Source organism: Oligoflexus sp., assembly GCF_035638955.1.
Classification (GTDB): Bacteria; Bdellovibrionota_B; Oligoflexia; order Oligoflexales; family Oligoflexaceae; genus Oligoflexus.
The window spans coordinates 1-22,302 of record NZ_DASQYZ010000030.1 but is presented as its reverse complement, the minus strand read 5'-3'; the positions used below and the strand labels follow the sequence as shown (position 1 = coordinate 22,302).

Sequence of the window (22,302 nt, the reverse complement as noted above, 5' to 3'; positions counted from 1 at the left end):
ATCATTCCCGTTGCGAAAAATTATTAAATTCAGGGACCGCAAACTGTGCCATCCACCAACGTGTCATCGCTTGCGGCATCCCAGCAGCCGTCTTCCATAGCTTTGGGGCGGACGACGGAACACCAGAGCGCCTTATTCAAGGTTTTGACAGGGGCATTGGCCGCCCCTGTGTGCGCTGCCAGAGTCTGTTTGAAAAAATCCTTAAGTGAAACCTGGCGGGTTGTGGCGTCCGGATTTTTTATGCGCAGATCATCGTTAAGGCATATTTTCGCGCCATAATCTTTCATCCAGACCTGGATACTGTCATTGCGAGCTTTGACGGCTTGAGCCGCTTTGGTGGACACGGAGGGAAATAGGTACTGCAACGCGTAACCCAAGAGGTTGGCCTGTTCTCCTGTCTGGCAAAGCGTGATCACCCGGTTGATGTCCTGAACGCTGGCAAACCCTTCCTTCGTCACCATATCCTGATACGCGGCAGCAAGATCGAGCATGGTTTTCCGCTGGTCGGGTTGCTTTTCAATTTCATCATTGATGAAGGAGTTGAGTCGGGCATCATATCGAATTTGCGGTCCGCTAAAACGTTGAAACAGGGGCGCAAGGGACGGATTGGATGCCACGAGCTGGAAAGGTGACTGGAGCTGCAAGGCTTCATTTCGAATATCGGGGTTGGCACCCTGGAGCAGGAGATATTCGATAAACGCCGGATTAGGATGGGGCTTTTGTACAGCATAATGCAGGGGAGTCAGGCCCGTCTTCTCTTCCTGGAGATTAAGATTGAGGCGGGTTTTCTCGTCCGTGTTGGTCGGTTCACGGAGGATCTCGCAACTGAGCCTTAGGGGGGGATCCATCGTACCCAGGCGATTGATCATCTGTTCGACAAAGGCAGCATCACCGGCCATGGAGGCGACATGGAGCATACCAAGTCGCGATCCTTCGTGAAGGAAGAGAACATTGGGATCTGCACCTCGATCCAGCAGGCTATGAATGAGCTCAAGCCATGGCGCCTTATCCGTCGCTTGAAAATATTTTGCTGCCACCATGCCCAGGGCTGTCGTGGCTTCTCCGGGAAAGACCCGATTGACTTCACCGGGGTAATACTGCAGCCAGGCCTCAAGACCGGATTTGACCGCTCCAGCATCGTTCGAGGCCATGGTCGCCATGAGGTTAATTGTATCTTCTGGCAGGCGCTGAGCTTCTGCAGCTTCATTTTCTTGTTTGCGACAGGCCAGGGATAGGGTGAACGCCAGAGTCAGAAGAAGTAACTTTTTCACCGTGGGTGCCTTTCGATTGAAGTCGAGAATAGGGGGCAAAAAAGGAGGGCTTCTGCCATGGCCAGAAGCGCCTCCTTCATGATACTTTTCAGACCCTCTTACAGACCTTTAACCCAACCCTGAGTCCAGTCTGCGGAGCTGCCAGACAGTGTTTCCACAGCGCCTGCGAAAAAAGATTCTTCAAAGAAACTGTCGCGGGACAGATCCACGAAGGTACTGAAGGCAGGAGAGTTTTCATCCTGCACAGCGTATCCTTTCAGCATGGGATCGGCTTCGAGGTTGCTGCCGCTTGGATTGAAGAGACTGGAAACCGCGTAAGGATCGGTGGCCAGATCAGCAAATGAGCTGGCGCATTTGGCAATCACGCCTTCAAATTTTACGAGACGGGCTGTGAACGTTTCAGCGTCATCCAGGTTGATGCAGCTGCTGTTGGCTCCGGTGATGATGCTGTTGAAAACGCTGACGCCTGTGCCGCGACGCAGAAGGATGCCATCACCTTTTTTCGGCGAGCCGCCGATGATGGTCATATTGGCAATCGTAGGATTGGAACGAGGCGAGGCCGCCTGATTGTTGACGTTGTTATCGGCTTCAATGCCGTTGTTTCCATCATCCGTCGATTGTTTGATGAGCACGTACTGGGCCTTGCCCGTCCAGCCAAAATCCCAATCCAGACCATCATCCTGAGCACCTGAGATGACAATATGCTTGAGGTTAACCGTCCCACCAAAGAGTTCCACGCCATCGTCATTGCTGCCAACAACCTGAACGTAGTCGATGGTTGTGCCACTGCCTACGCTGTTTAAAGTCAAACCGTTCAGTTCGTTATCAGGGGAAACTTCAAATCCTGGATATTCAATGCGAACATAACGCAGCACACCCGAGTTGTCATTAGGGACGTTGCCGCCGTAATTAGCATCCACTCCGCCTTCTGGAGCATTTTCACAAACCGCGGCTGTTGCGTCCTTGCACTGGTTCAGGGTCGAACGACCATTCAGCACCAGCCCGCCCCACTGGCCGCGGGTGGTTTTGCCGGCTTCAAATCCCGTCATCACGATCGGAGCATCGGCGCGGCCCTCGGCCAGAATTTTGGAACCACGACGAATGGCGAGGAAATCCCGACCATTGCTGCCGCGAATCGTCACGCCGGCGTTGATGGTGAGGGTCGCATTCTGAACTTCATTCCCAACATAGACAGCGCCTTGCAGAAGATAAGTGTTGCTCGCGCTCAAAGTCAGATTTTGTTGAATCGTACCGGCCAGACCGCAGGCCGGTCTTTTCACAAGGTCAGAGCCAGGCAGGCCCTGCGGATAGGTACTGGATAGATCAAGAGTTCCCTGTGGACATGCAGCAGCTGCTGTTCCCTGCCAAACAATCAGGCCAGCCGACATAAACAGCGTTTTCATGCTCGCAGATCGCATAGTGTTTCTCCAATTTGGGGAGTGCATTGTTTCTACGATGGGGGATTTACTACAGAGAGCGGTCGGCCCGTTAAAGTTACGATGAATTCGCGCTTAATTTTTCGCGATTTATACTGACGCCGAGCAAAGTGGAACATGAGGGAAGGGAATGAGAATGCTATGATGGGAACGAAGACCATATGAGTGGGACGCAAAAGTGTGGCGAAGTTCATGTGGGAAAACGCAATCCGGACAAGAGGATTCATGAAAACATTCCTTCGCAGCTTAATCCTTACGGGATTGTGGCTTCACACTCTCGCCTGCAGCACGTCATCGCAGGATGCCCATCTCTCCGTATCCAAGCTCGTCAAGCCCCAGCAGTATAGGTGGTTGAAAGGAACGTTCACCCCAGCCGATCCATCCCGCGTGGAGCGGATTGTGATTTTTGGCGACAGTCTCTCGGATACAGGACGCCTGCACGCGCGGACCAAATTCTTTTATCCACCCGAAGTCTATTGGCATTCGCGCGCCAGCAATGGGCCCATTTGGATTGATTACGTTGCGAACGCTGCGGGTTGGAAAGTTTCGCATCATGCTGTGGCCGGTGCTACAGCGGGATCTGAATCCTGGTTGAAGAGTCTGGTGATTCCGCCTGTGTCCGACCAGGTGGAAGACTATCTGGATGACGAGTCCAATCGGGATCACCGTCGCGATCTGGCCGTCATCTGGATCGGACCCAATAATTATTTTTCAGAACCCGAAGCGAATGAAGTGAGTGGGGTGATGCAGGAGATCGAAGCCGCTGTCGCTGCCTTACATCAAGCTGGATTCGGCATGATCGCCCTTGGTACAATGCCTGAATTGGGTGGGTTGCCGGCCCATCAAAAGCCGTCGGCGCAGGCCGAGGACAAAGCCCTCCGGGTTTGGACGGCGGCGCATAACAAAGCTTTGAAGAGGCTCATGGACACTCTGAAGCGCAACTATCGACAGGCTAACCTGTTCTTTTTCGATGCCTTTCAGATCAATCAGCAAACCGTCGATCGACCGCTGGACTTTGGCTTTCGCAATATTCTGCAGGCGTGTTACAAGGGCGACTATTTAGGCCGGATGGAAGGCAAAGCGGAGTTTTGTCCCGATCCTTCAGCTTACAAATTTTGGGATGAGGTTCATCCGAACAGCAAGATGCACTGCTATTATGCAGTTCAATTTCTTGCGGACTTGCAGGAGGCTGGCTTGATCCGGGGCTATAGAAAAGAGGATGCTTTGCATCGCTGCCAAAAACTTTAAGGCGGCCGATCACCAGCCGCCTTTTGGATTCCTTAAACGAGTGGTCCCGCGAGCTGATACGTCGCTCCGCTGCTGAAGAGGTTTTCCGTACCACGCTGTGAACTGAAATAGAGACGATTGTTCAGTGGGTTGATCGCTGGTCCTGTGATCTCCGAGTGATTCTGATTAATCAATTGAACGATAGGATACATATCGCCGAAGGGTCCCAGGACCACAATCTGCATGTCGTCACCGTCTTCGGCCACGAGAATGTGTCCGTCTTTGCTGACAACGACATTGTCGACACCGCTGAGCGATTTTGTTTTGTCCGTAGATTTATCGTAAACAATGCCGAGCGTCTGGTCGATTGTGGAGTAGGACCACACCCTATTATCACCTTTGCTCGTCAGATAAACCTTGCCTTCGTGAAACCAGATCCCTTCGCCGCCATCAAACGCGCGGCTGTTTTTGATTTGCTTGCGGGTTGGGGTCGCAAACGTTCCGGGAACAGGATTATCCAAGGCAGCCCAGGTTACGTTGCCATTCCCATCGACGATCGCCACTTCCAGGAGACCTTTTTGCAGATTCATACGCCCATCCGAATCAATCTCACTCGGCGTATAACGATAGAATCGACCATCACTTTCATCTTCGGTCATATAAACATGACCATAGATCGGATCCACGGCCGCTGCTTCATGCTTAAATTTACCGAGTCCTTCGCAAAGAACGGCCCTGCTTTGGCCATAGGGATCGCATTCATACACCCGCCCGCCGCTGTGCTCTTCACAGGAAAGCCATGTGCCCCATGGTGTAGGTCCACCCGCACAGTTGCTGGTGGTACCGTCCAGAATTGAATACGCGTCCACAATTCCACCGTTGCTATCGAAACGAATGGCGCCCGCGCCCCCACCACCGAGCGGCACTTCGCAGTTCGAAGTATAGATCCAGCCACCATCTTCGGTGGCGAAGCATGCGCCTCCATCCGGATAGGTATGCCATACATAACTTGTTTCCGTGCCATCAGCTCGGCGAACTTTCTTCTTGGACTGGGCAATCAACTGACCTGTGAATCCTGCTGGTAAACGCATACCCACAGCATTAGCAGCCTGCAGCGGCCCGAGATTTTTCAGCGTTCGATAGTCGAGAAAAGGTTGAGCCGAGACCATCGAAGTTAATCCAGGTCCAAGACTCAATGCACCTAATGCACCGAGCGAATTCATCAGAAAATTACGGCGATCGAGAGTCTTCATGCGAGAGATCTCCATGGCTGCGGGGAAATAGTTTGATGCAGGCAATCTAAGGCAGGAGCATAAAGGGGTCATAAAAATTTGGCAAACTGCAATACCGCTGTTGAATTTTTTCGAACCCGAACGTTGGTCGCCAGGTGTCGACACCAACCCGAGATGTGGTTCCAAATTTGCATTGATCAAGCCGGATCCGTATGGCGGGTCAATCCATCCAATGACTATCACATGGCGAGGAAGGGAATATCATGTCCGTTCAACATTCTCACGACTTACGTTTTCCTGTGGAAAAACTACGACAGGGCATGCGGCATGCGCCAGGTACGGCTGAAGCCAGTAAAGCTGTCCGAGTTATGTTTCGATTAGGATACGCGGCCAAAGGCCTTGTCTTCCTTATCATTGGCGTCCTGGCCTTCATGACGACCTTGGGCCAGGGAGGACAGCTTTCCGATCCTGCCGACGCACTCAAGTTTATTAATCGGCAGCCTTTTGGTCAGTTTCTGCTGCTTCTCATGGGTATCTCGTTGCTCGGCTTTGTCGCGTGGCGCGCGGCACAGGCCATCTTTAACGTGGAACATAAACCGCAGACTGGAATGAATACACTGAAACGCGTGGGCTATGCGATCAGTGGTCTGACCTATCTTTCCCTCGCCGTCATCGCGATCCGTGGCTTCATGGATGGTCGCGTCCAAAACAAAGGCGAGCAGAGCATGGCTTTAACGGCAAAAGCTTTGGAATGGCCAGGTGGCCCTGCCCTGGTTATGCTGGCTGGCGCCATTATTATTGGTGTGGGTGTGTACCATGCTTATCTTGGGCTGACCAAACGCTTCATGAAGAACTATGAGCAAGGTCAGATGAATGCCAAGGAGCACGAGATCATCGAGAAGGCCGGTATGATCGGACTTCCAGCACGAGGTTTCACCTTTGGTATCATCGGGTACTTCTTTATTCAAGCGGGCCTGCATGCGAATGCCTCGGAAACCAAAAACACCAAAGGGGTGATGGCCCACATTCTGGGTTTGCCCTTTGGTGAAATCATTCTGCAGGTGATCGCGGCCGGTTTCATCTGCTATGCGATCTATTGTTTTGCCGCAGCCCGCTTCAAACGCTTTGCGTGAAGCCCCGAGTCAAGGCCCCTGGTCACCATCAGGGGCTCGCACTCAAACCCTCGGCTTTTTTGATCAACGCCTCCAGATAGGCGCCTGCTCCGAGGGCGACTTCGCGCACCACACCTTTGTTATCAATCAATAAAAATGTAGGAATGGAACCGATTTGCAGTTCGGTCTGAAGCTTCTGTTCGGCATCAATAGCCAGCGTGTATTCGATTTTTTCCTTCTTCAAAAATTCCCGGATCACGTCCTCTTTTTCATCCGTGATGCCGATGATCTGGATGTTCTTGTGCGTTTTCGCCCACTGGTTCAGACGTGGAATGGCTGAGCGGCACGCCGGGCACCAGGTCGCCCAGAACTCCAGAATGGTGACCTTGCCAACCAGGCTTTGGTTGTTGATTGTTTTACGATCACTCAATGCGGTGACAGTGAAAGGCGGCAGGGGTTTGTTCATCACCTGCTTTTGCATAAGTTCCACGCGATCCGGTAGAGCTTCCAGCTTGAGGGTTTTTTTCTCCGCCTTGCCCTGTCTTGTAAAATGAACAGTCACACTGTTCCCAACCCCCTTGGTGCGGAGGATGGTCATCAGCTCATCCCTATTTTTGACAGCGGTCTCATCGATCGATGTGATGACATCGCCGGTCTGCAGGCCCGCTTTCTCGGCCGGCGTCTTACTGATGACGGTCTTGATCAGGATGCCTCCCGTGCCCTTTTCGTCAATGGCCACCCCAAGCCAAGGCTGCATTTGCTGCAAAGGCGCGGCACTCAGGAACGTGGAAACCAGGCAGAGCATCCAAAGAATTTTCCAGGGTCTCATCACTTTTTCTCCATACGTTGATAGAAAGACAACACATCATCAAGATAAGGGTTACGGATCATATCCCGCTCGTTCCATATTTCATGAAAACTTTCGGCGTAATGATGCGACTCACAGTTTGGGGCTCGGGCGCAAAACTCGTGAATGGCATCCGCACGGACTAGGCGATCATAACCGGCGGTGGCGACAAAGAGCGGCACGCGGAGTCGGGCCATGCGTTCGGGCTCGAGCAGGCGGGCTGCTGAGGCAAAGGTCGTCATGATCCAGCGATTGGTGGGACCAGTGAGACGGAGATCGGCCGTCAGCGTATCCTTTTTAAAAAGATCAAAACGCGCCCGCGATCGTGTTCCTGCGAAGGGGAAACTCCAGAATTCCGCTGCCGTGCGTTCGCTGCCGAGCGTGCACTTGTCCGGGGCGTGAAGAAAAGCCAGAGACCGTGCCACCCAGGTGACGAGCTTAACGGGCAGTCCGTGGAGCCTTGGCACCAGCATCGGCGAGGACAGCACAGCGGCCTGAATCCGGTCGGGATGTTTTTGCATGAAATCGATGGCAATGGCACCGCCCATGGAATGCGCGAAGACAAAGGTGGGCAGGCTGGAATCGAGCGGCAGGATCTCGATGAGGGACTGGAGATCGTCGCTGTAATCGGCGAAACGGATCACGTCCACACTATATTTTTGCGGCCCCACGCGATCCGATAAACCATGACCGCGATGATCCCAGGTAAACACGGAATAGCCTCGCTGAAAGAAAGTATAGGCAAGTTCCCGATACTTGAGACTGCTTTCCGAATAGCCGTGCGAAATAAGAATTTGGGCGCGCGGCTGGGGATGGAGCCGATGCCATGTGTAAAGCCGCAGGCCATCCCGAGCCTGGATGAAAGTACTCGTGCCGGCGCTCCAGAAGGGAACAATTTTGTCCCGAAAGGCACTGCTGTAATCGCCCTCGCCAATGCGATCGTCGGCGAAGGGAGCGTCGTTCCCGGATTCGATCATGCCTGGTCACCCTGTGCTGAAGAGGAGTTCCATTGTAGCAGAAATGGCCCAACCTTCCCCTTGTCATTCGCGGGGTCTTGCTCTAACAAAAAGAGAGTCCATGAAGATATGCGCAATGACTCAAGCCATCACGAAACGAGGGGCGCGATGACTCTGCATACGGCCACCCAAGGTGTCGGTGAAGCTCTCACCGAGACTCTGTTCGACATGCAGCATCTGGTGTTTTGCCTGCTCGTGGGGCTGGTGCTCTTTACCCTGCGCAGGAAGCCGCGCGATGCCTGGTACTATATCCTGGCCCTGTTCCCCGGCTATGCCCTGGAACGCCTGTATCCGCTTCAGCCCTTTGTCGTCAATGTGGTTGTGGCGCTCACTGTGGTCTTCGCTCTGCTGTTGGAATGGATCTATGAAAAATTGGCAGCCTATACCATCCCCATTCTGCTGCTTTCCGGATTCTTTCACGGCTTGAGTTTAAGTCAGGCCGTGTCCGGCAGCGCAACTCCGGCCTTTCTTGCTTATGCGCTGACCGCGACCCTGGTTCAGGCGTTGCTGATGAACGGATTCGGGAGGTTGTGCTCACGGATTGCCATGAAATCACCCGATGCGTTTGAGGGGCTGGACAATATCCTAAGTGCGGTGGGCACTGGCGTGGCTCTGGCCTATTTCTTCTGGGCATTTTGACTGGTCATCCGCGAGGCAGCCTGGAGGATGCCGTTCCGTCAAGAGCGGGCTATTTGCTTGCAATTCCAGGACACAAAAGCTACAGAGACCCCTTGTCGAAATTGAGACAATTTGGACGAAAGGATAACAAATGAGTCGGGTTCTCATCATTGGTGCAGGTGGTGTTGGCGGCGTTGTGGCCCATAAGTGTGCCCAGGCGGCTGCAGTGTTTGATCATATTACCCTGGCCAGTCGGACACTGGCTCGCTGCGAGAATATTCGTCGGCAAATTAAAGAGCTGCAAGGTCGGGACATCGACATTGCTCAGGTCGATGCGGATAACGTGCCTGAAACAGTCGCTCTGATTCGCAAAGTGAAACCCGATGTGGTGATCAACGTGGCTCTTCCTTATCAGGATTTGCCTATCATGGATGCGTGTCTGGAAGCTGGCGTTCCTTATCTGGATACAGCCAACTACGAGCCGCGTGACGTTGCCAAGTTTGAATACAAATGGCAGTGGGCTTACCGTGAACGTTATGAAAAAGCCGGCCTCATGGCTCTGCTTGGATCCGGCTTCGATCCCGGCGTGACCAACGTGTTCTGTGCCTATGCCCAGAAACATCATTTCGATGAAATCCATTCCGTGGATATCGTCGATTGCAACGCCGGTAGCCATGGAAAAGCCTTTGCCACCAACTTCAACCCGGAAATCAACCTTCGGGAAGTGACGGCCAACGGCCGCTACTGGGAAAATGGCAAGTGGATCGAAACCAAGCCTATGGAAATCTCCGAAGTCTTCGATTTCCCAGGTGTGGGCGATAAGAAAGCTTACCTGATCTATCATGAAGAACTCGAATCCCTGGTGCTCAATATCAAGGGTCTTAAGCGCATTCGTTTCTGGATGACCTTCGGCGATGAATACCTCACGCACTTGCGCGTTCTCGGTAACGTCGGCATGCTGCGCATCGATCCTGTGGATTACAAAGGCACGCCTGTGGTTCCGATGGAACTCCTGAAAGTGCTGCTGCCGGATCCATCCAGTCTGGCCGAAAAATACACGGGCAAGACTTCGATTGGCTGTATCATCGAAGGCGTGAAAGATGGCAAGCCGAAGAAAATTTTCATCTATAACATCTGCGATCACGCCGAATGTTATAAGGAAGTGCGCGCTCAGGCCGTGTCGTACACCACAGCTGTCCCGGCGATGGTCGGGGCGATGATGATGGTCACGGGCAAGTGGAAAAAAGCCGGCGTGCAGCATATGGAACAAATGGATCCGGATCCATTCCTGGAGCAATTGGCCAAGTTCGGCCTGCCATGGCATGTGAAGGAACTTTAATGACAACAGCACGGCCCCCTAAGGGCATGCTGGCGATCGATCCCGACAAGGTGCCCGAATCACCGAGTTGGGTGATTGACCTCGCTGCCCTCGAAGACAATCTGAAAATCCTGGCGGACGTGCAAGCGGCCGCTGGTTGCAAAATTCTTTTGGCTTTGAAAGGTTATGCGGCCTGGAGCACCTTTCCTTTGATCGGACGTTACCTCGTGGGCTGCACGTCCAGTTCGCCCCACGAAGCACGTTTGGCTCGGGAAAAGATGAACAAGGAAGTGCATGCCTACGCCCCCGCTTATAGCGATGCGGACATGGACGAGATCGTGGAACTCTGCGATCACATCGTGTTCAATTCCTTTAATCAGTGGCGTCATCACAAAGCCAAGGTGCTCGGCAGCGCACGCAAGATTTCCTGCGGGATCCGGGTCAATCCGGAACACCGTGAAGCGGAAGTGGAGCTGTACGATCCGTGCGCGCGTTTTTCGCGTTTGGGAACGACCCGCGCTCAGTTCCAGGCGGACGAGCTGGACGGTATTGATGGTTTGCATTTTCACAATCTTTGCCAGCTGAATTCCGACTCCCTCGAGCGCACGCTCAAGGCGGTCGAGGAAAAGTTTGGTGAATTCATCCCGCGGATGAAGTGGATCAACTTCGGTGGCGGCCACCATATCACACGCCCGGATTATGATCGCGAGCGCCTCGTGCGCGTGATCAAGGAATTCAAGGCGCGTTATCCCCATGTGGAAGTTTACCTGGAGCCTGGTGAAGCGATTGCGATTCGCACCGGTGTCCTGGTCGCGACCGTCATGGATATTATTGAAAACGGCATGCCCCTGGCGATCTTGGATACCAGCGCCACGGCGCATATGCCGGATGTTTTGGAAATGCCGTATCGCCCCGATATCGTGGACGGTGGGCTGCCTCAGGAAAAACCTTATACCTATCGCTTGGGTGGACTCACCTGTCTGGCCGGTGATGTGATTGGGGATTATTCCTTTGATCAGCCTTTGCAAATCGGTCAGCGCATTGTGCTGCTCGACATGTCGCATTACACGATGGTGAAGACAAGCACGTTCAATGGAGTGCGTCTGCCGTCGATTGTCCTCCGTTATCCGGATGATCGCTATGAACTGATCAAGTCCTTCGGTTACGAACACTACCGGGATCGGCTGAGCTGATCCTGACTGATCCGGGGCGCCGACGTGGCCCCGGATTTTTGCCCTCCGAAAGTGAAGACCGCATGAGCCAGGATCGTAACTTCGATGAAATCTTCGACCGCTTTCAAGCCCGTATTAAAACCAACAAAAAAGGCCTGATTCGGGAAGCATTGATCCGTGAGGATCTGCATGAGCTGGTGTTACAGGATGACAGCCAAAAACTGTCCATTCTCGACAGCGGCTGCGGTTTGGGTGACATGAGTATGTGGCTGGCCCAGAAGGGGCATCAGGTTCTGGCCACGGATATTTCCGCGCGTATGGTCGAACACACCAGCGAACAGGCTCGACAGCTGGGGCTGGATGGACAGCTGACCGCAAGACAGCAAACGGTACAGGACGCTTTGCGTTCGGGTCAGACGTTTGATCTGATCTGCATTCACGCTGTATTGGAATGGCTTCACGAGCCTTATGATGTTTTGCCCCTCATTCCTGCGGCTTTGAATCCCGGGGGGCGCCTTTCTCTGACCATCTACAACCGCCACCGGTCGGTGTTCAATAGCCTTGTGAAAGGTGAATTCAAGCGCATTTTGGTCGATGATTATGCCGGCAGCAGCAATGCCATGACCCCGCCCAATCCCATCGAACCGGAAAAAGTTTGTGAGATGCTCCAGTCCGTTGGGATGAAGATGGATCTTCAGGCCGGCCTTCGCTGTTTTTACGATTACTTTCCCAATAAGGTCAAAGACGAGCATAGTGTTGAGGATATCCTGATCCTCGAGCGTCGTTATCGCAGGGTTCCCCCCTATCGCGATATCGCCCGTTACGTGCATTTTATCGCGCATAAAGTCTGAATCATTCCCTCCCATCATTTTTTGGTTTTATTAGTTCAACCATGTTAGTCCACGCAATTTAGCGATGGCTGGGGTGGGAAAATTTATCCTGATTTCGAGGGATTAAACGGGGACTCTCCACGCGTCTGAATTGCGGAAAGTTGGAGCCGATAGGGGCTTTGAACGCAAGTTACCGAGTCAAAGCCCACGCAAGGAGTTCGGGATGAAAGTTCAGACGGTGAATTATGCAGATGGACGTTGGAGTCACGCCCTGCCCAAGGATATGGATTCCGCGCAAACCATGGTCCTGCTCTTTGGCAATCCAGCCGAAGCCGTGAAGGAAGTGATCAAGAACTTTCCCCAGTCGCAGATCATCGGCTGCTCCACAGCCGGGGAAATCCATGATGCGAATCAGTTTTTGAATACCTTGTCTGTCACCGTCTGCCGCCTGGAGCGCACCCGCATGAAAGTGGTTCGCATTCCTTATAAGGACTATGATCAGTCGTTTAACTGCGGGGAACAGCTCTATCGAGCCCTGGATGCCAAGGATCTCCGGGGCGCCCTGGTCTTCGGCAATGGCTTTATGAACGGTGACCAGTTCTCGCGCGGCATTAACAAAGCCAACTTAAATAAGATCGTCATTGCCGGGGGTCTGGCTGGTGATCCCAAGATCAAGGATACCTGGGTCATCGACCGTGACGGGATCCATCGGGATGCTGTGGTGGGTCTGGCCTTTTACGGTGAAGGTTTGGAAATGATGGTCAGTTCCCATGCAGGTGTCACTCCCATTGGTGTGGAGCGAACGGTAACCAAGGCCGTGCGCAACACTCTGTATGAGGTTGACGGTAAACCAGCCTTTTGAGTTTCTATGAAGAATTCCTGGGTGAAAAGATTCTTAATATCGATCAGCTGGCGATTCAATATCCCATCGCTGTCAGCAAAGACTATCGTATTAAGGATGATGAACTGATTCGGACTCCGTTTGGTATCAATCGGGAAGATAAGTCCATCACCTACACGGGTGAAGTTCCCGAAGGCTCGAAAATTCGCATGATGATGGCGGTCACCGACAACCTGGTCGATGGATCGGAAAAAGCGGCGAAACAGCTGTTTGACCTGCATAAGAAAAACGATAACAACCAGTTCCTGCTGATTCCCGTGAGCTGCCTCACGCGAAAGCTTGTCATGGGCGAATTCGTCGACGATGAACTGGAATCGATCCGTGACCAGTTCAAATCGCAAAAATACGTTGTCAATGGTTTCTATTCGTTCGGTGAAATCGCAACGGATGCCGCCGGTGTGTGCTCCTTGCACAACCAGACGATGAACCTGATTATGGTTTACGAGAAATAAGAGCTGAGGTTGTGATGGAAAAGGAATTCTCTTCGACGCTTTTAAGGCAACTTAAACGCTGTAAAATCGATATGGAAAGCCCCACCGTTTCCCTGGAAGTATTCCGGGAATTTCTAGGGCGGGTTGACACAACCTATGAGGATTTCAAGGAGCGCGAAAGTCGTTATGAACAGATCTGCCGGCAATCTTCGGACGAGATTGCCACGTATATCAGCAAGCTGAAGCAGGCGGAGGCCATCAACCGCCAGCAGCAGCTTGATATTCTCAACATGCTTCGCCATATCAAGCAGGGGATCTTCACGATCACCGAGGACCGGTTGATTCACCCGGAGTATTCCATCTACACGACGGAATTACTTGAAAAAGCCGAGCTCGCCGGTTGTGATGTGAAAGAAGTGCTGCTGCAAAAGGCAGCCATGGACCGGGATTCCCAGGCCCAGATCCTGTCCGTCCTGGATTTTGCGATCGGTTCCGATGAAGTGGGATTCTGTGCCAATCAGCATATCCTGCCTCGTCAGCTGGTCCTCAACTTTTCCCAGGGCCATGAGAAAACCGTTGAAGTGGACTGGACACCGATTTTCAATGATGCCGACGTCGTCGAAAAAATTCTGGTCAGTCTGCGGGACGTGTCTGAGATCCGCCTTCTGGAGCAGGTGAACCTGACCCAGCAGAAGGAACTGGAAATATTGAGCCAGTTGATGAGCACCAGCAGTGGCCGGTTTGAACAGTTCCATCGCAGTTCGATAGCGGCCTTGGACCACTGCCAGGCGATTCTCAACCGGGAAGGTCATCACGTTTCCATTGGCAGTCTGCAGGAACTCTATCGCGACCTGCATACCATCAAAGGCAATGCCCGCATGTTTGGCTTTCGCGGCATCACCAACCTCGTGCATGAGGCGGAAGAAGCCTATAAGATTTCGGTCCATGTCATTCATGATTCCTGGAATACCGCTGAACGTCTGCAGGATTTGGAATTGATTCGATCCGAACTGGAATTTTATGCAGCCATGGCCAACAAGGCTTTTGGTTACAGCGAAAAGCCCGAGCAGATGCAACGCTATCAGTTCGTGGAGCATACCTTAAAAGTGCTACGCGCCTATCAAACCAAGGAATGCACGGCGGAGACTGCGCTGCAGGCCATCGCGGACGAGGTTCGGGTTTTTGAATACTCCACTTTGGATCATATCCTGGAAAACGTGTTGAAAGGCTCGGCGCATCTGGCCCTGGAACTCGGCAAGTTGCCGCCTCAGATTCATTTGGAAACGTCAGGCCTTGGATTTCACCGGAGTCTGCATGGTTCCCTGGAAAGCATATTCAATCATCTCATACGGAATGCTCTGGATCATGGCCTGGAAACCGAGGTCGAACGTCTGCGTCACGGCAAGCCCGTGCGGGGATCCATCGATATCCGCTTCGATCGAAGTGATCGAGGGATCTGCATCAGCGTTCAGGATGATGGCCGCGGTCTGAACTTGACCGGGATTCGCGGCAAAGCCCAGTCGCTTGGTTTGCTCACGGGCCCCCGGGAATTCACCGCGCACCAGCTCGCTCTTTTGATTTTCGAGCCCGGTCTGAGTACGAGGCAGGAGGAAAGTCAGGTTTCCGGTCGGGGCATCGGCATGTATGCGGTACGCAGCCTGATCCAAAGTCTGAAGGGTGATATTCATTTGGAATTGAATCAAAATCTCCATGGTGCGACCAGTGTCCGCTTTGCCATCGAATTGCCGAACGAATACGTGACTGAGTTGACGGTTCCACCCGCATCGTTGCCCCAGGCTTCCTAAGCCCGGGTGATCAGAGTCAGCAGCGAATCGGCATACAATTCCAGTTTAGCCTCGCCGATCCCATGGACTTCCAAAAGTCCCTGGCGATCCCGAGGTTTTTGGCTGGCAATGGCTTCCAGGCTGCGATCGCTGAGAATGCGAAAGGCCGGTACTTTACGTTTCTTCGATTCGGATTTACGCCAGACTTTCAAGGATTCCAGAAGAAAGGTATCGATATTGTCCGGATGAGGATTTTCCTCGCGCGAGGCACGGGCACGTGCCCCCTGTCGACTCCTGGGTGCGGATGAGGAAGCCTTGCTCCCAGCCGCACGATCCAGACGCACGGTGGTGCGCTTCAGCTCCGGCCACTCAATGCGATCGGCAGGCTGATTCAGAGCCACCGTTTTATAATCGATGGTCTCACCGTCCTTGACGAAGCTGGCCGACTGCACGGTAAGGAAACCGCCTTCAATCAGAACATACAGAAGATCTTCATAATCCCGGCGCTGCAGATCCAGCGTTTGCGCGTAATCCCGATAGAGTTTGCCGGTGGCAACCGGTCTGGATTCGCGCCCCAGCGCCGTCACGATTTTTTTCATGATGCTGATTTCCTGGGCCGTCCAATGACGCACGGTTTTGGATTGGCTGTTTTGCGGGGAACAAATATCGCAGATTCCGCAGGGCGCGCCACGCGCATCCGGATCACCGAAGTGGGTGAGGAGGCCGAGCATGCGGCAGTGTTGAGTTTCGTTCACAAAGCGAATGGTTTCCATCAGCTGTTTATGTCGATGGGCCTTTTGCTCTTCATAGGCTTTTTCCCAGCCTATTTTCCCGGTGGTTGTGATCAGGCCGGTGCTGTCTTCGTCCAACGCTTCCACCATCGTAAGACGTTCCAGCCTCTGCTCCAGATCATCATCATGGATCTGCATGGCCAGGTCGGTTCTGAGAATGCCGCCGCGTGGAATCATGGCCTGAATGTTTTGCAGGTCTTTGAGTTCGGGATAATTCAGCTTATGGAAATATTCGTGCGTTCGGACGTCAGCATAGGAAAAGAAGAGCACGGCCCGTGAGGGCAGTCCATCCCGACCGGCACGGCCGATTTCCTGATAGTAGCCTTCAATGGAACCCGGCGCCGCCATATGCACGACGGTGCGAACATTGGATTTATCGATGCCCATGCCAAAGGCAATGGTGGCCACGATCACTTCCAGTTGACCTTCCAGGAAATCCGTTTGCACCTTCTGCCGGCTTTTAGGATCCATGCCCGCGTGATAAGCGGCCGCGCGGAATTTTTTTCTCAGGAGCAAGGCGAGGCTTTCGGCGTCCTTGCGGGTCGGTGTGTAAACGATGGCTGGCAGGGCTTCGCTTGATTTCAAAAGACCCATTGCAGCCATCGGCCGATCCTTGCGGCTGAGTTCGATATGTTCGATGGCAATATTGGTCCGACGAAAGCCATGGACGTGCAGCGCAGGCTGTTTCAGGGCCAGGTTATCAATAATATCTTTTTGCACCCGGCTGGTGGCGGTAGCTGTCATAGCCACGGTTACGGTCGGCTGCAGAGGCTGGAGGCGTTCTGCCAGGCGTCGGTAGTCATAACGGAAGTCATGGCCCCATTGGGAGATGCAGTGGGCTTCATCAATGGCAATCAGAGTGGGTTTATGACGAGCTAGAAATGGCACAAAACCCGAGACGCCGAGGCGTTCCGGTGCAATAAATAAAAATTCCAGTTCACCTTGTGCATACTGCAGACAGATCTTCTGCGATTGCGGTCGTGTCTTGCCGGAATGAATCGCATCTGCCCGCAGACCGATGCTTTGCAAGCGCTGCACTTGATCATCCATCAGGGCAATCAGTGGACTGATGACCAAGGTGGCGCCGCCCAAAGCCAAACCTGGAAGCTGATAGCAGAGTGATTTGCCGGCTCCTGTCGGCATGACCAGAAGAACATCACGTCGCGCCACCAGGTCCAGGCAGGTGGATTCCTGATGATCGCGAAATGCAGAAAAACCAAATCGGGCCTTGAGGAGCTGACGTAACCCTTCACGCGTCGGCGCGGTCGACCCCGTGGGGGGTGTATCGCTGGATTGTGATCGCGTCGATGCAGTTGACCTCTCATCGGATTGTGCTCGCGTGGGCTTGGTCGACCTCATGGGTGCTGTATCACCGGACTCTGACTGCGTCGGTGCCGTCGTGACCTCGGGTGCTGTCGCACGAGATCGGGACCGCGAGGGCACCGATAATTCATGGGGAGCTGAAGCGGGAGATAAATCCATCGGGCTGTGCTCATCGGATGTGGACGGGAGAGGCGGCAATGCCGACAGAGTATCAGACCCACGCGATCGGGGACTGGCCACGGATGCTGCGGCCTTGGCGTCCTGACGCGAACGAGGGGCGGCGCTTGCTCCTTGACCGGCGCTTGCTCCTTGCCCGGCGCTTGCTCCTTGCCCGGCACTTGCGCCAGTCAAGGCGCCCGCGTTGGCCCCCGCACGAGGCTTGGGACTTGCTACGGATGCGGACGCGGCGGCATTGAAATCATGCTGCGGATTCGAAGCGTGGATGGAATCATAAGCCGAAGTTCGCCCCGCCGCGGGCGGCAAGCTCGATTTTTTCGCGAGGCACGCCTGCGTCATCACCCGCACGAAATCCATGATTTCCAGTGTAAAGTCATCGAGCGTCCCCTGACCCCGCCGCATCTGGCTCAACTTCAGTTCCCATTGCCCCGTCAGTTGCGGACTTTTAATTTCATCACTGACGAGTTCAATCAGGTTGAGCCCCTTTTCCGTGACACGAAACGTCTTTTTATCGCGTTCAATGTACTGACGTTTGATCAGCGTCTCAATCATACCGCTTCGAGTCGCCGGCGTGCCGAGTCCATGCTCCCGCATGAGGGCTGACATCTCCTTATCATCCAGGTTGGTGCCCGCGGTTTCCATGGCGGTCAGCAAGGAGGCATCCGTATGCCGAGGCGGAGCCACCGTCTTGCGTAAATCCTGATCCAACTTCACAAGATCCTGCATCCTGTTGACGGCAAGATCAGGCGGCAGCTCTTTTTCCCCACTGTTCGTCCGGCCAAAATCCAGAACCTTCCAGCCCGCGTCAATGACCTTGCGCCCGCGGGTAAAAAAGCCTTCATCGGCAGGTCCGTCCTTGGGGGCTACCACCACATCGGTTTGCCTCGTCACGAAATCATCCAGATAAGCGGTCAAAAGGCGGCGACAGATCATATCGAATAATTTTTCATGATCCGGTCCCAGCCGCCCCGATCTTTGACCTGTTGGCAGGATTGCATGGTGATCGCTCACCTGGGACGCATCGACAAAGCGTTTACCCAGGGGTCGCCACACAAACGATGCGGGCAACTCGGCGCGATAAGCCTGCCGCAAATCCTCGACTATATCCGGCAATCGATTCTGCAGATCTTCCGTAATGAAGCGGCTATCGGTTCGGGGATAAGTGATGACTTTATGTTTCTCATAAAGTTCCTGGGCAATATCGAGGGTGCGCTGCGCACTGAATCCAAAAATGCGGTTGGCATGGCGCTGCAGTTCCGTCAGATCATAAAACTGCGGCGGCGGCAGACGGTTGGCTTTCTCTTTAAGACTGCGCACCTGATAGGTCTGCGCCGCGAGCCTCGCATGCAAGGCTGGTAGCGCGGGATCATCGACGCGAAAACGTTTCGCCACCGGGGCTGCCTTGCCTCCCGTATGCACAAAAAATTCGGTCGTATAGCCCAGGGATCCGTCCTGCGTGAATTCCGCCTGCAGGACCGCATAATCCTCGACCACAAAATTCTGGATCGCTTTTTCACGCTCCACAAGCATGGCCAATGTGGGCGTCTGCACCCGTCCAATCGAATAATGCTCGCCACTGATCAAGGACCAAGCTCGCGATAGATTCATGCCGACCAGCCAATCGGCGCGGCTTCGGGCGCGGGCGGAGTCGGCGAGCGTATCGAACTCACAGGAGGATCGCAATTGCGCCAGGCCCTGACGGATGGCTTCCGGTGTCAGCGAGGATATCCAAAGGCGTTCCACCGGCTTGTGGCAGCCCGCTTTTTCATATATATAGCGAAAAATAAGCTCGCCTTCACGCCCGGCATCGGTTGCGCAGATGATCTTCTGCGTGCGTGCGTCATTCATAAGAGCCTGGACCGTTGCAAACTGGTCCGCGGTGTGAGGCATGACTTCAAGCGGCCATTCCGCAGGCAACATCGGCAGATCCGCGAAACGCCAGGCTTTCCACGCGGGATTGATCTGGTGCGGTTCCGCCAGGCCCACGAGGTGACCAAAAGCCCACGTGACCTTGTAATCAGGTCCTTCAATAAAGCCTTTGCCTTGACGCGAAAGGCCAAGGACCTGAGCAATGTCACGAGCCACAGAAGGTTTTTCAGTTATTATGACAGTGGTCAATTCATTCACCGTAAAAAAAAATGCCTGCCCCTTCTTGTTAACAGGCTCCTGATGTCATCGTCTAATGACATTTAACGGGGCTCGGACTTTTTCTTTTACGGTGCGCCTCATTGAGGCAGATTCGGCCATTCTCCTTTAATGAGGAGAGGAATACCCGCACTGACCAGAAGGACGGCAGCGGCATGTTCCGCCAAACGGCAGTTGATGCGACTGACCAATTGACGGAAGAGACGGGCCACCGGTTTAGGAGGTGTGATCCCTGCACCGACTTCACTCGACACCAACACGATGCGGGTCCGATGTTTGGTTTCTTCCACCGCCGCGCAAAGGTCAAAGACCTCGCGCTCGCACAAGGGGGCCAGCTGTTCCAGAGAATATTTCTGGGCATGAGTCAGCACGAGGTTCGCCACCCATTGATTGATCGAGTCGACCAGAACCTGCTCATAATCCGGCGCCAGGGTCCGCAGCTGGGACGCGAGATCCAGCTTGCCGTCGTGGTGCACCCAATGGTCGGGTCTTTGGCGCTTGAGCTCCTGAACCCGCGCGGCGATTAACCCTTCAGACATATCCGCTGTGCCGATGACCAGCGTTTTTCGATGCGGATCGAGGGTACGGTGAGCCAGTTCTGATTTTCCGGTATAAGCGGCGCCGATGACCAGGACGGGCGTGGCCAGAGCCGGGTACTGCGCAGGATGAGGTTGCATAGTGGCCTCCATGGCTGAATAAGTAATTTTAACATAGAAGAGGCACGGGTTCGTCCTCTGGGCGCAGGACGGCCTTGTCTGTTTTGCCGGCGATTGATAAATGTAGGGGCTATTATCGTGAGGGGGACGAGGTCATGGGCTTTCTGGAAACTATGCAGGAACGGGGAATGCTGGCACAGGTAACCCACGAAGACGAGCTGCGGGCTCATCTCACCGGGGCTGCCCGGACCGCTTATGCCGGCTTTGATCCGACCGCTGACAGTTTGCATGTGGGCCACCTTCTTCCTGTGCTGGGTTTGCGCCGTTGGCAGCAGGCGGGACATCGCGTGATCGTGCTTCTCGGTGGCGGTACTGCGCTGGTGGGGGATCCAACCGGCAAAACCGATATGCGGCAAATGGCGGATGCTGAAACCATCAATGCCCGCGCTGAACATTTTAAAAAGCAGCTGGCGCCTTTTATCGATTTCACGGATCCCAAAAAAGGCATCGTGCTCAACAATGCCGATTGGCTTTTGAAACTGCAGTATCTGCCCTTGCTCCGCGAATTCGGTGTGCACTTTTCAGTGAATCGCATGCTCACTGCTGATTCCGTCAAGCTGCGTCTGGAAAAGGGTCTGTCCTTTCTCGAATTCAACTATATGATTCTGCAGAGCTACGATTTTTATCACCTGAATAAGCACGAGGACTGCTCGGTCCAGCTGGGTGGTGACGATCAGTGGAGCAATATGCTCGGCGGCATGGAGCTCGTGCGCCGCAAGGAACAGAAGCAGGCCTTCTGTGTGACCTTGCCCCTGCTCGTGACGTCTGAAGGCAAAAAGATGGGGAAAACGGAAAAGGGTGCGGTCTGGATCGATCCCAACCTCACGCCGCCCTTTGATTTCTTCCAGTATTTCCGCAATATCGATGACAGCATGGTCGAGCAATGTCTGTTTTATTTCAGCGACCTGCCGGTGGCGGAAGTCAAACGACTCGGCGCCCTGCGCGATCGCGAGATCAATGATGCCAAGATCGTGCTCGCCTTTGAGGCGACGAAATTGGTGCATGGGGAAGAGGAAGCCAACAAAGCCAAATCCATGGCCGCCGGATTATTTGCAGGTGGAGCGGGTGGTAAACCGGAAGCACCGGAAGCCCTGGTAGCAGCCAAGGATCTGCCGGCTGGCGACGCGGTGAGTGTGGTGGACGTTCTGGTCCTGGCCGGTATCTTTGCCAGTAAAAGTGAAGCGCGACGCCTGATCGAAGGCGGTGGACTGAGTCTCGACAACGAAAAGATTACCAGCACGACCGCGACCCTGGATGTCGCCCGTTTAAAAACCGAGGATGGGGTCCTGGTTCGCAAAGGTAAAAAATCCTATCACACCTTAAAGCTCGCCTAATGCTTGGATAAGTCCATGGATTTTCGGTGAAATTCCATGGCCCCCGGAAAGTGTTCATCTCCCTCCCTGGCCAGCCGAAGCTATATACTAGTGGAAAAGGTTAGCGGGAGGAGTTCACATGAAATTATGCCCTCGAGTCACAATTCAGAATGCACTGCTGGCAGTCGGTCTCACGGCGTTGAGTGCAGGGCTATCAGCTGCTCCCGTCGCAGCCAAGAAAGACGGAGTGCCGGTAACGGCGGAAGCCAAGAAAGATGCGACAGTTCTCATGGAACTGAAAAAAGGCGAAGTCCTGGAAGCCGGCGAACGCGAAGGCATGTTCTGGAAGGTCAAAACGAAAGACGGCAAAGCCGGGTTTGTCTCGGTCATGCTCGTGCAACGGCAGGCCGGTGAAGATTCCAATCTCGCTTCGGCTTTGCGTGATGAAGCTCTGAAAGCCAGGCAGAACAATGACGGCAGCGATTCCACACGCGCGCGATCCGCAGTCATGGGCGTGCGGGGTCTGGATGAATCCAATGAAACGGCCATGGCCGGTAATATTCGTCCCGATCTGCGTGCGGTTTATCGCATGGAAGATCGCGTGGTTGCCGCCAACCGTGTGGAACGCTTGGAAAACCTGAT

The 22,302-nt window shown here is 53.9% G+C and carries 18 protein-coding genes; 11 read left to right on the top strand and 7 right to left on the bottom strand.

Going from position 1 to position 22,302, the window contains the following annotated elements; genetic code table 11:
- Positions 1–29 precede the first annotated feature (29 nt).
- Positions 30–1,271: a hypothetical protein gene (locus tag VE954_RS03600; RefSeq protein WP_324949753.1), complete on the bottom strand. Its 1,242-nt coding sequence runs from the start codon at positions 1,269–1,271 to the stop codon at positions 30–32.
- 98 nt (positions 1,272–1,369) lie between these two features.
- Positions 1,370–2,689 carry a hypothetical protein gene (locus VE954_RS03595; protein ID WP_324949751.1) on the bottom strand — a complete coding sequence of 440 codons (1,320 nt, stop codon included), beginning with the start codon at positions 2,687–2,689 and terminating at the stop codon, positions 1,370–1,372.
- 243 nt (positions 2,690–2,932) lie between these two features.
- Between VE954_RS03595 and VE954_RS03590 the strand changes: the two genes are divergently transcribed.
- Positions 2,933–3,955 (top strand): SGNH/GDSL hydrolase family protein, encoded by a 1,023-nt coding sequence (locus tag VE954_RS03590; RefSeq protein WP_324949749.1) that lies wholly within the window; start codon positions 2,933–2,935, stop codon positions 3,953–3,955.
- 32 nt (positions 3,956–3,987) lie between these two features.
- Here the strand turns inward: VE954_RS03590 and VE954_RS03585 are convergent, their stop codons facing one another.
- On the bottom strand, positions 3,988–5,187 hold the full coding sequence (locus VE954_RS03585; RefSeq protein WP_324949747.1) for an alkaline phosphatase PhoX: 1,200 nt from the start codon (positions 5,185–5,187) through the stop codon (positions 3,988–3,990).
- A 242-nt stretch (positions 5,188–5,429) separates the two neighbouring features.
- On the opposite strand from VE954_RS03585, the gene VE954_RS03580 reads away from it, so the two are divergent.
- Entirely contained in the window at positions 5,430–6,299 is an 870-nt protein-coding gene (locus VE954_RS03580) for a DUF1206 domain-containing protein (protein ID WP_324949745.1), read from the top strand.
- Positions 6,300–6,327: 28 nt separating this feature from the next.
- Here the strand turns inward: VE954_RS03580 and VE954_RS03575 are convergent, their stop codons facing one another.
- Together VE954_RS03575 and VE954_RS03570 are read right to left on the bottom strand one after the other, a co-directional pair.
- On the bottom strand, positions 6,328–7,107 hold the full coding sequence (locus tag VE954_RS03575; protein WP_324949743.1) for a redoxin domain-containing protein: 780 nt from the start codon (positions 7,105–7,107) through the stop codon (positions 6,328–6,330).
- Positions 7,107–8,102, bottom strand: a complete 996-nt coding sequence (locus VE954_RS03570; protein WP_324949741.1) for an alpha/beta hydrolase — start codon at positions 8,100–8,102, stop codon at positions 7,107–7,109. The genes VE954_RS03575 and VE954_RS03570 overlap by 1 nt, the downstream gene beginning before the upstream one ends.
- A 147-nt stretch (positions 8,103–8,249) precedes the next feature.
- On the opposite strand from VE954_RS03570, the gene VE954_RS03565 reads away from it, so the two are divergent.
- The 7 genes from VE954_RS03565 (at position 8,250) to VE954_RS03535 (ending at position 15,216) form a co-directional block, all read left to right on the top strand.
- Positions 8,250–8,780, top strand: coding sequence for a hypothetical protein (locus VE954_RS03565; protein WP_324949739.1), 531 nt, complete (start codon positions 8,250–8,252; stop codon positions 8,778–8,780).
- Between the two features lie 130 nt (positions 8,781–8,910).
- Complete coding sequence (locus VE954_RS03560; RefSeq protein ID WP_324949737.1) at positions 8,911–10,098, top strand: saccharopine dehydrogenase family protein; 1,188 nt, start codon at positions 8,911–8,913, stop codon at positions 10,096–10,098.
- The gene (gene nspC, locus VE954_RS03555; RefSeq protein ID WP_324949735.1) at positions 10,098–11,270 is read left to right on the top strand and encodes a carboxynorspermidine decarboxylase; all 1,173 of its coding nucleotides are present in this window, start codon (positions 10,098–10,100) and stop codon (positions 11,268–11,270) included. The genes VE954_RS03560 and nspC overlap by 1 nt, the downstream gene beginning before the upstream one ends.
- A 62-nt stretch (positions 11,271–11,332) precedes the next feature.
- Positions 11,333–12,100, top strand: coding sequence for a methyltransferase domain-containing protein (locus tag VE954_RS03550; RefSeq protein ID WP_324949733.1), 768 nt, complete (start codon positions 11,333–11,335; stop codon positions 12,098–12,100).
- Positions 12,101–12,302: 202 nt separating this feature from the next.
- Positions 12,303–12,941 carry an FIST signal transduction protein gene (locus VE954_RS03545; RefSeq protein WP_324949731.1) on the top strand — a complete coding sequence of 213 codons (639 nt, stop codon included), beginning with the start codon at positions 12,303–12,305 and terminating at the stop codon, positions 12,939–12,941.
- Positions 12,938–13,432: an FIST C-terminal domain-containing protein gene (locus VE954_RS03540; RefSeq protein WP_324949728.1), complete on the top strand. Its 495-nt coding sequence runs from the start codon at positions 12,938–12,940 to the stop codon at positions 13,430–13,432. Before VE954_RS03545 ends, VE954_RS03540 begins: the two co-directional genes overlap by 4 nt.
- Positions 13,433–13,446: 14 nt before the next feature.
- Positions 13,447–15,216: an ATP-binding protein gene (locus VE954_RS03535; RefSeq protein ID WP_324949726.1), complete on the top strand. Its 1,770-nt coding sequence runs from the start codon at positions 13,447–13,449 to the stop codon at positions 15,214–15,216.
- Here VE954_RS03535 and VE954_RS03530 read toward each other — a convergent pair.
- Positions 15,213–19,613 carry a DNA topoisomerase 3 gene (locus VE954_RS03530; RefSeq protein ID WP_324949724.1) on the bottom strand — a complete coding sequence of 1,467 codons (4,401 nt, stop codon included), beginning with the start codon at positions 19,611–19,613 and terminating at the stop codon, positions 15,213–15,215. The two genes, VE954_RS03535 and VE954_RS03530, sit on opposite strands and share 4 nt — an antisense overlap.
- Positions 19,614–19,711: 98 nt before the next feature.
- Positions 19,712–20,308, bottom strand: a complete 597-nt coding sequence (locus tag VE954_RS03525; protein WP_324949722.1) for a bifunctional adenosylcobinamide kinase/adenosylcobinamide-phosphate guanylyltransferase — start codon at positions 20,306–20,308, stop codon at positions 19,712–19,714.
- 134 nt (positions 20,309–20,442) lie between these two features.
- Between VE954_RS03525 and tyrS the strand changes: the two genes are divergently transcribed.
- Positions 20,443–21,681: a tyrosine--tRNA ligase gene (gene tyrS, locus VE954_RS03520; RefSeq protein WP_324949720.1), complete on the top strand. Its 1,239-nt coding sequence runs from the start codon at positions 20,443–20,445 to the stop codon at positions 21,679–21,681.
- Between the two features lie 118 nt (positions 21,682–21,799).
- Positions 21,800–22,302, top strand: a 503-nt coding sequence (locus tag VE954_RS03515) for an SH3 domain-containing protein (protein WP_324949718.1), incomplete at its 3' end; no start/stop codon positions are given.

What these genes read in the sequence shown, in the direction of transcription:
- VE954_RS03580 (WP_324949745.1), top strand. Translation starts at nt 5,430, where the DNA reads ATGTCCGTTCAACATTCTCACGACTTACGTTTTCCTGTGGAAAAACTA.
- VE954_RS03565 (WP_324949739.1), top strand. Translation starts at nt 8,250, where the DNA reads ATGACTCTGCATACGGCCACCCAAGGTGTCGGTGAAGCTCTCACCGAG.
- VE954_RS03595 (WP_324949751.1), bottom strand. Translation starts at nt 2,689, where the DNA reads ATGCGATCTGCGAGCATGAAAACGCTGTTTATGTCGGCTGGCCTGATT.
- VE954_RS03560 (WP_324949737.1), top strand. Translation starts at nt 8,911, where the DNA reads ATGAGTCGGGTTCTCATCATTGGTGCAGGTGGTGTTGGCGGCGTTGTG.
- VE954_RS03550 (WP_324949733.1), top strand. Translation starts at nt 11,333, where the DNA reads ATGAGCCAGGATCGTAACTTCGATGAAATCTTCGACCGCTTTCAAGCC.
- VE954_RS03570 (WP_324949741.1), bottom strand. Translation starts at nt 8,102, where the DNA reads ATGATCGAATCCGGGAACGACGCTCCCTTCGCCGACGATCGCATTGGC.
- tyrS (WP_324949720.1), top strand. Translation starts at nt 20,443, where the DNA reads ATGGGCTTTCTGGAAACTATGCAGGAACGGGGAATGCTGGCACAGGTA.
- VE954_RS03535 (WP_324949726.1), top strand. Translation starts at nt 13,447, where the DNA reads ATGGAAAAGGAATTCTCTTCGACGCTTTTAAGGCAACTTAAACGCTGT.
- VE954_RS03525 (WP_324949722.1), bottom strand. Translation starts at nt 20,308, where the DNA reads ATGCAACCTCATCCTGCGCAGTACCCGGCTCTGGCCACGCCCGTCCTG.
- VE954_RS03590 (WP_324949749.1), top strand. Translation starts at nt 2,933, where the DNA reads ATGAAAACATTCCTTCGCAGCTTAATCCTTACGGGATTGTGGCTTCAC.
- VE954_RS03585 (WP_324949747.1), bottom strand. Translation starts at nt 5,187, where the DNA reads ATGAAGACTCTCGATCGCCGTAATTTTCTGATGAATTCGCTCGGTGCA.
- nspC (WP_324949735.1), top strand. Translation starts at nt 10,098, where the DNA reads ATGACAACAGCACGGCCCCCTAAGGGCATGCTGGCGATCGATCCCGAC.
- VE954_RS03575 (WP_324949743.1), bottom strand. Translation starts at nt 7,107, where the DNA reads ATGAGACCCTGGAAAATTCTTTGGATGCTCTGCCTGGTTTCCACGTTC.
- VE954_RS03545 (WP_324949731.1), top strand. Translation starts at nt 12,303, where the DNA reads ATGAAAGTTCAGACGGTGAATTATGCAGATGGACGTTGGAGTCACGCC.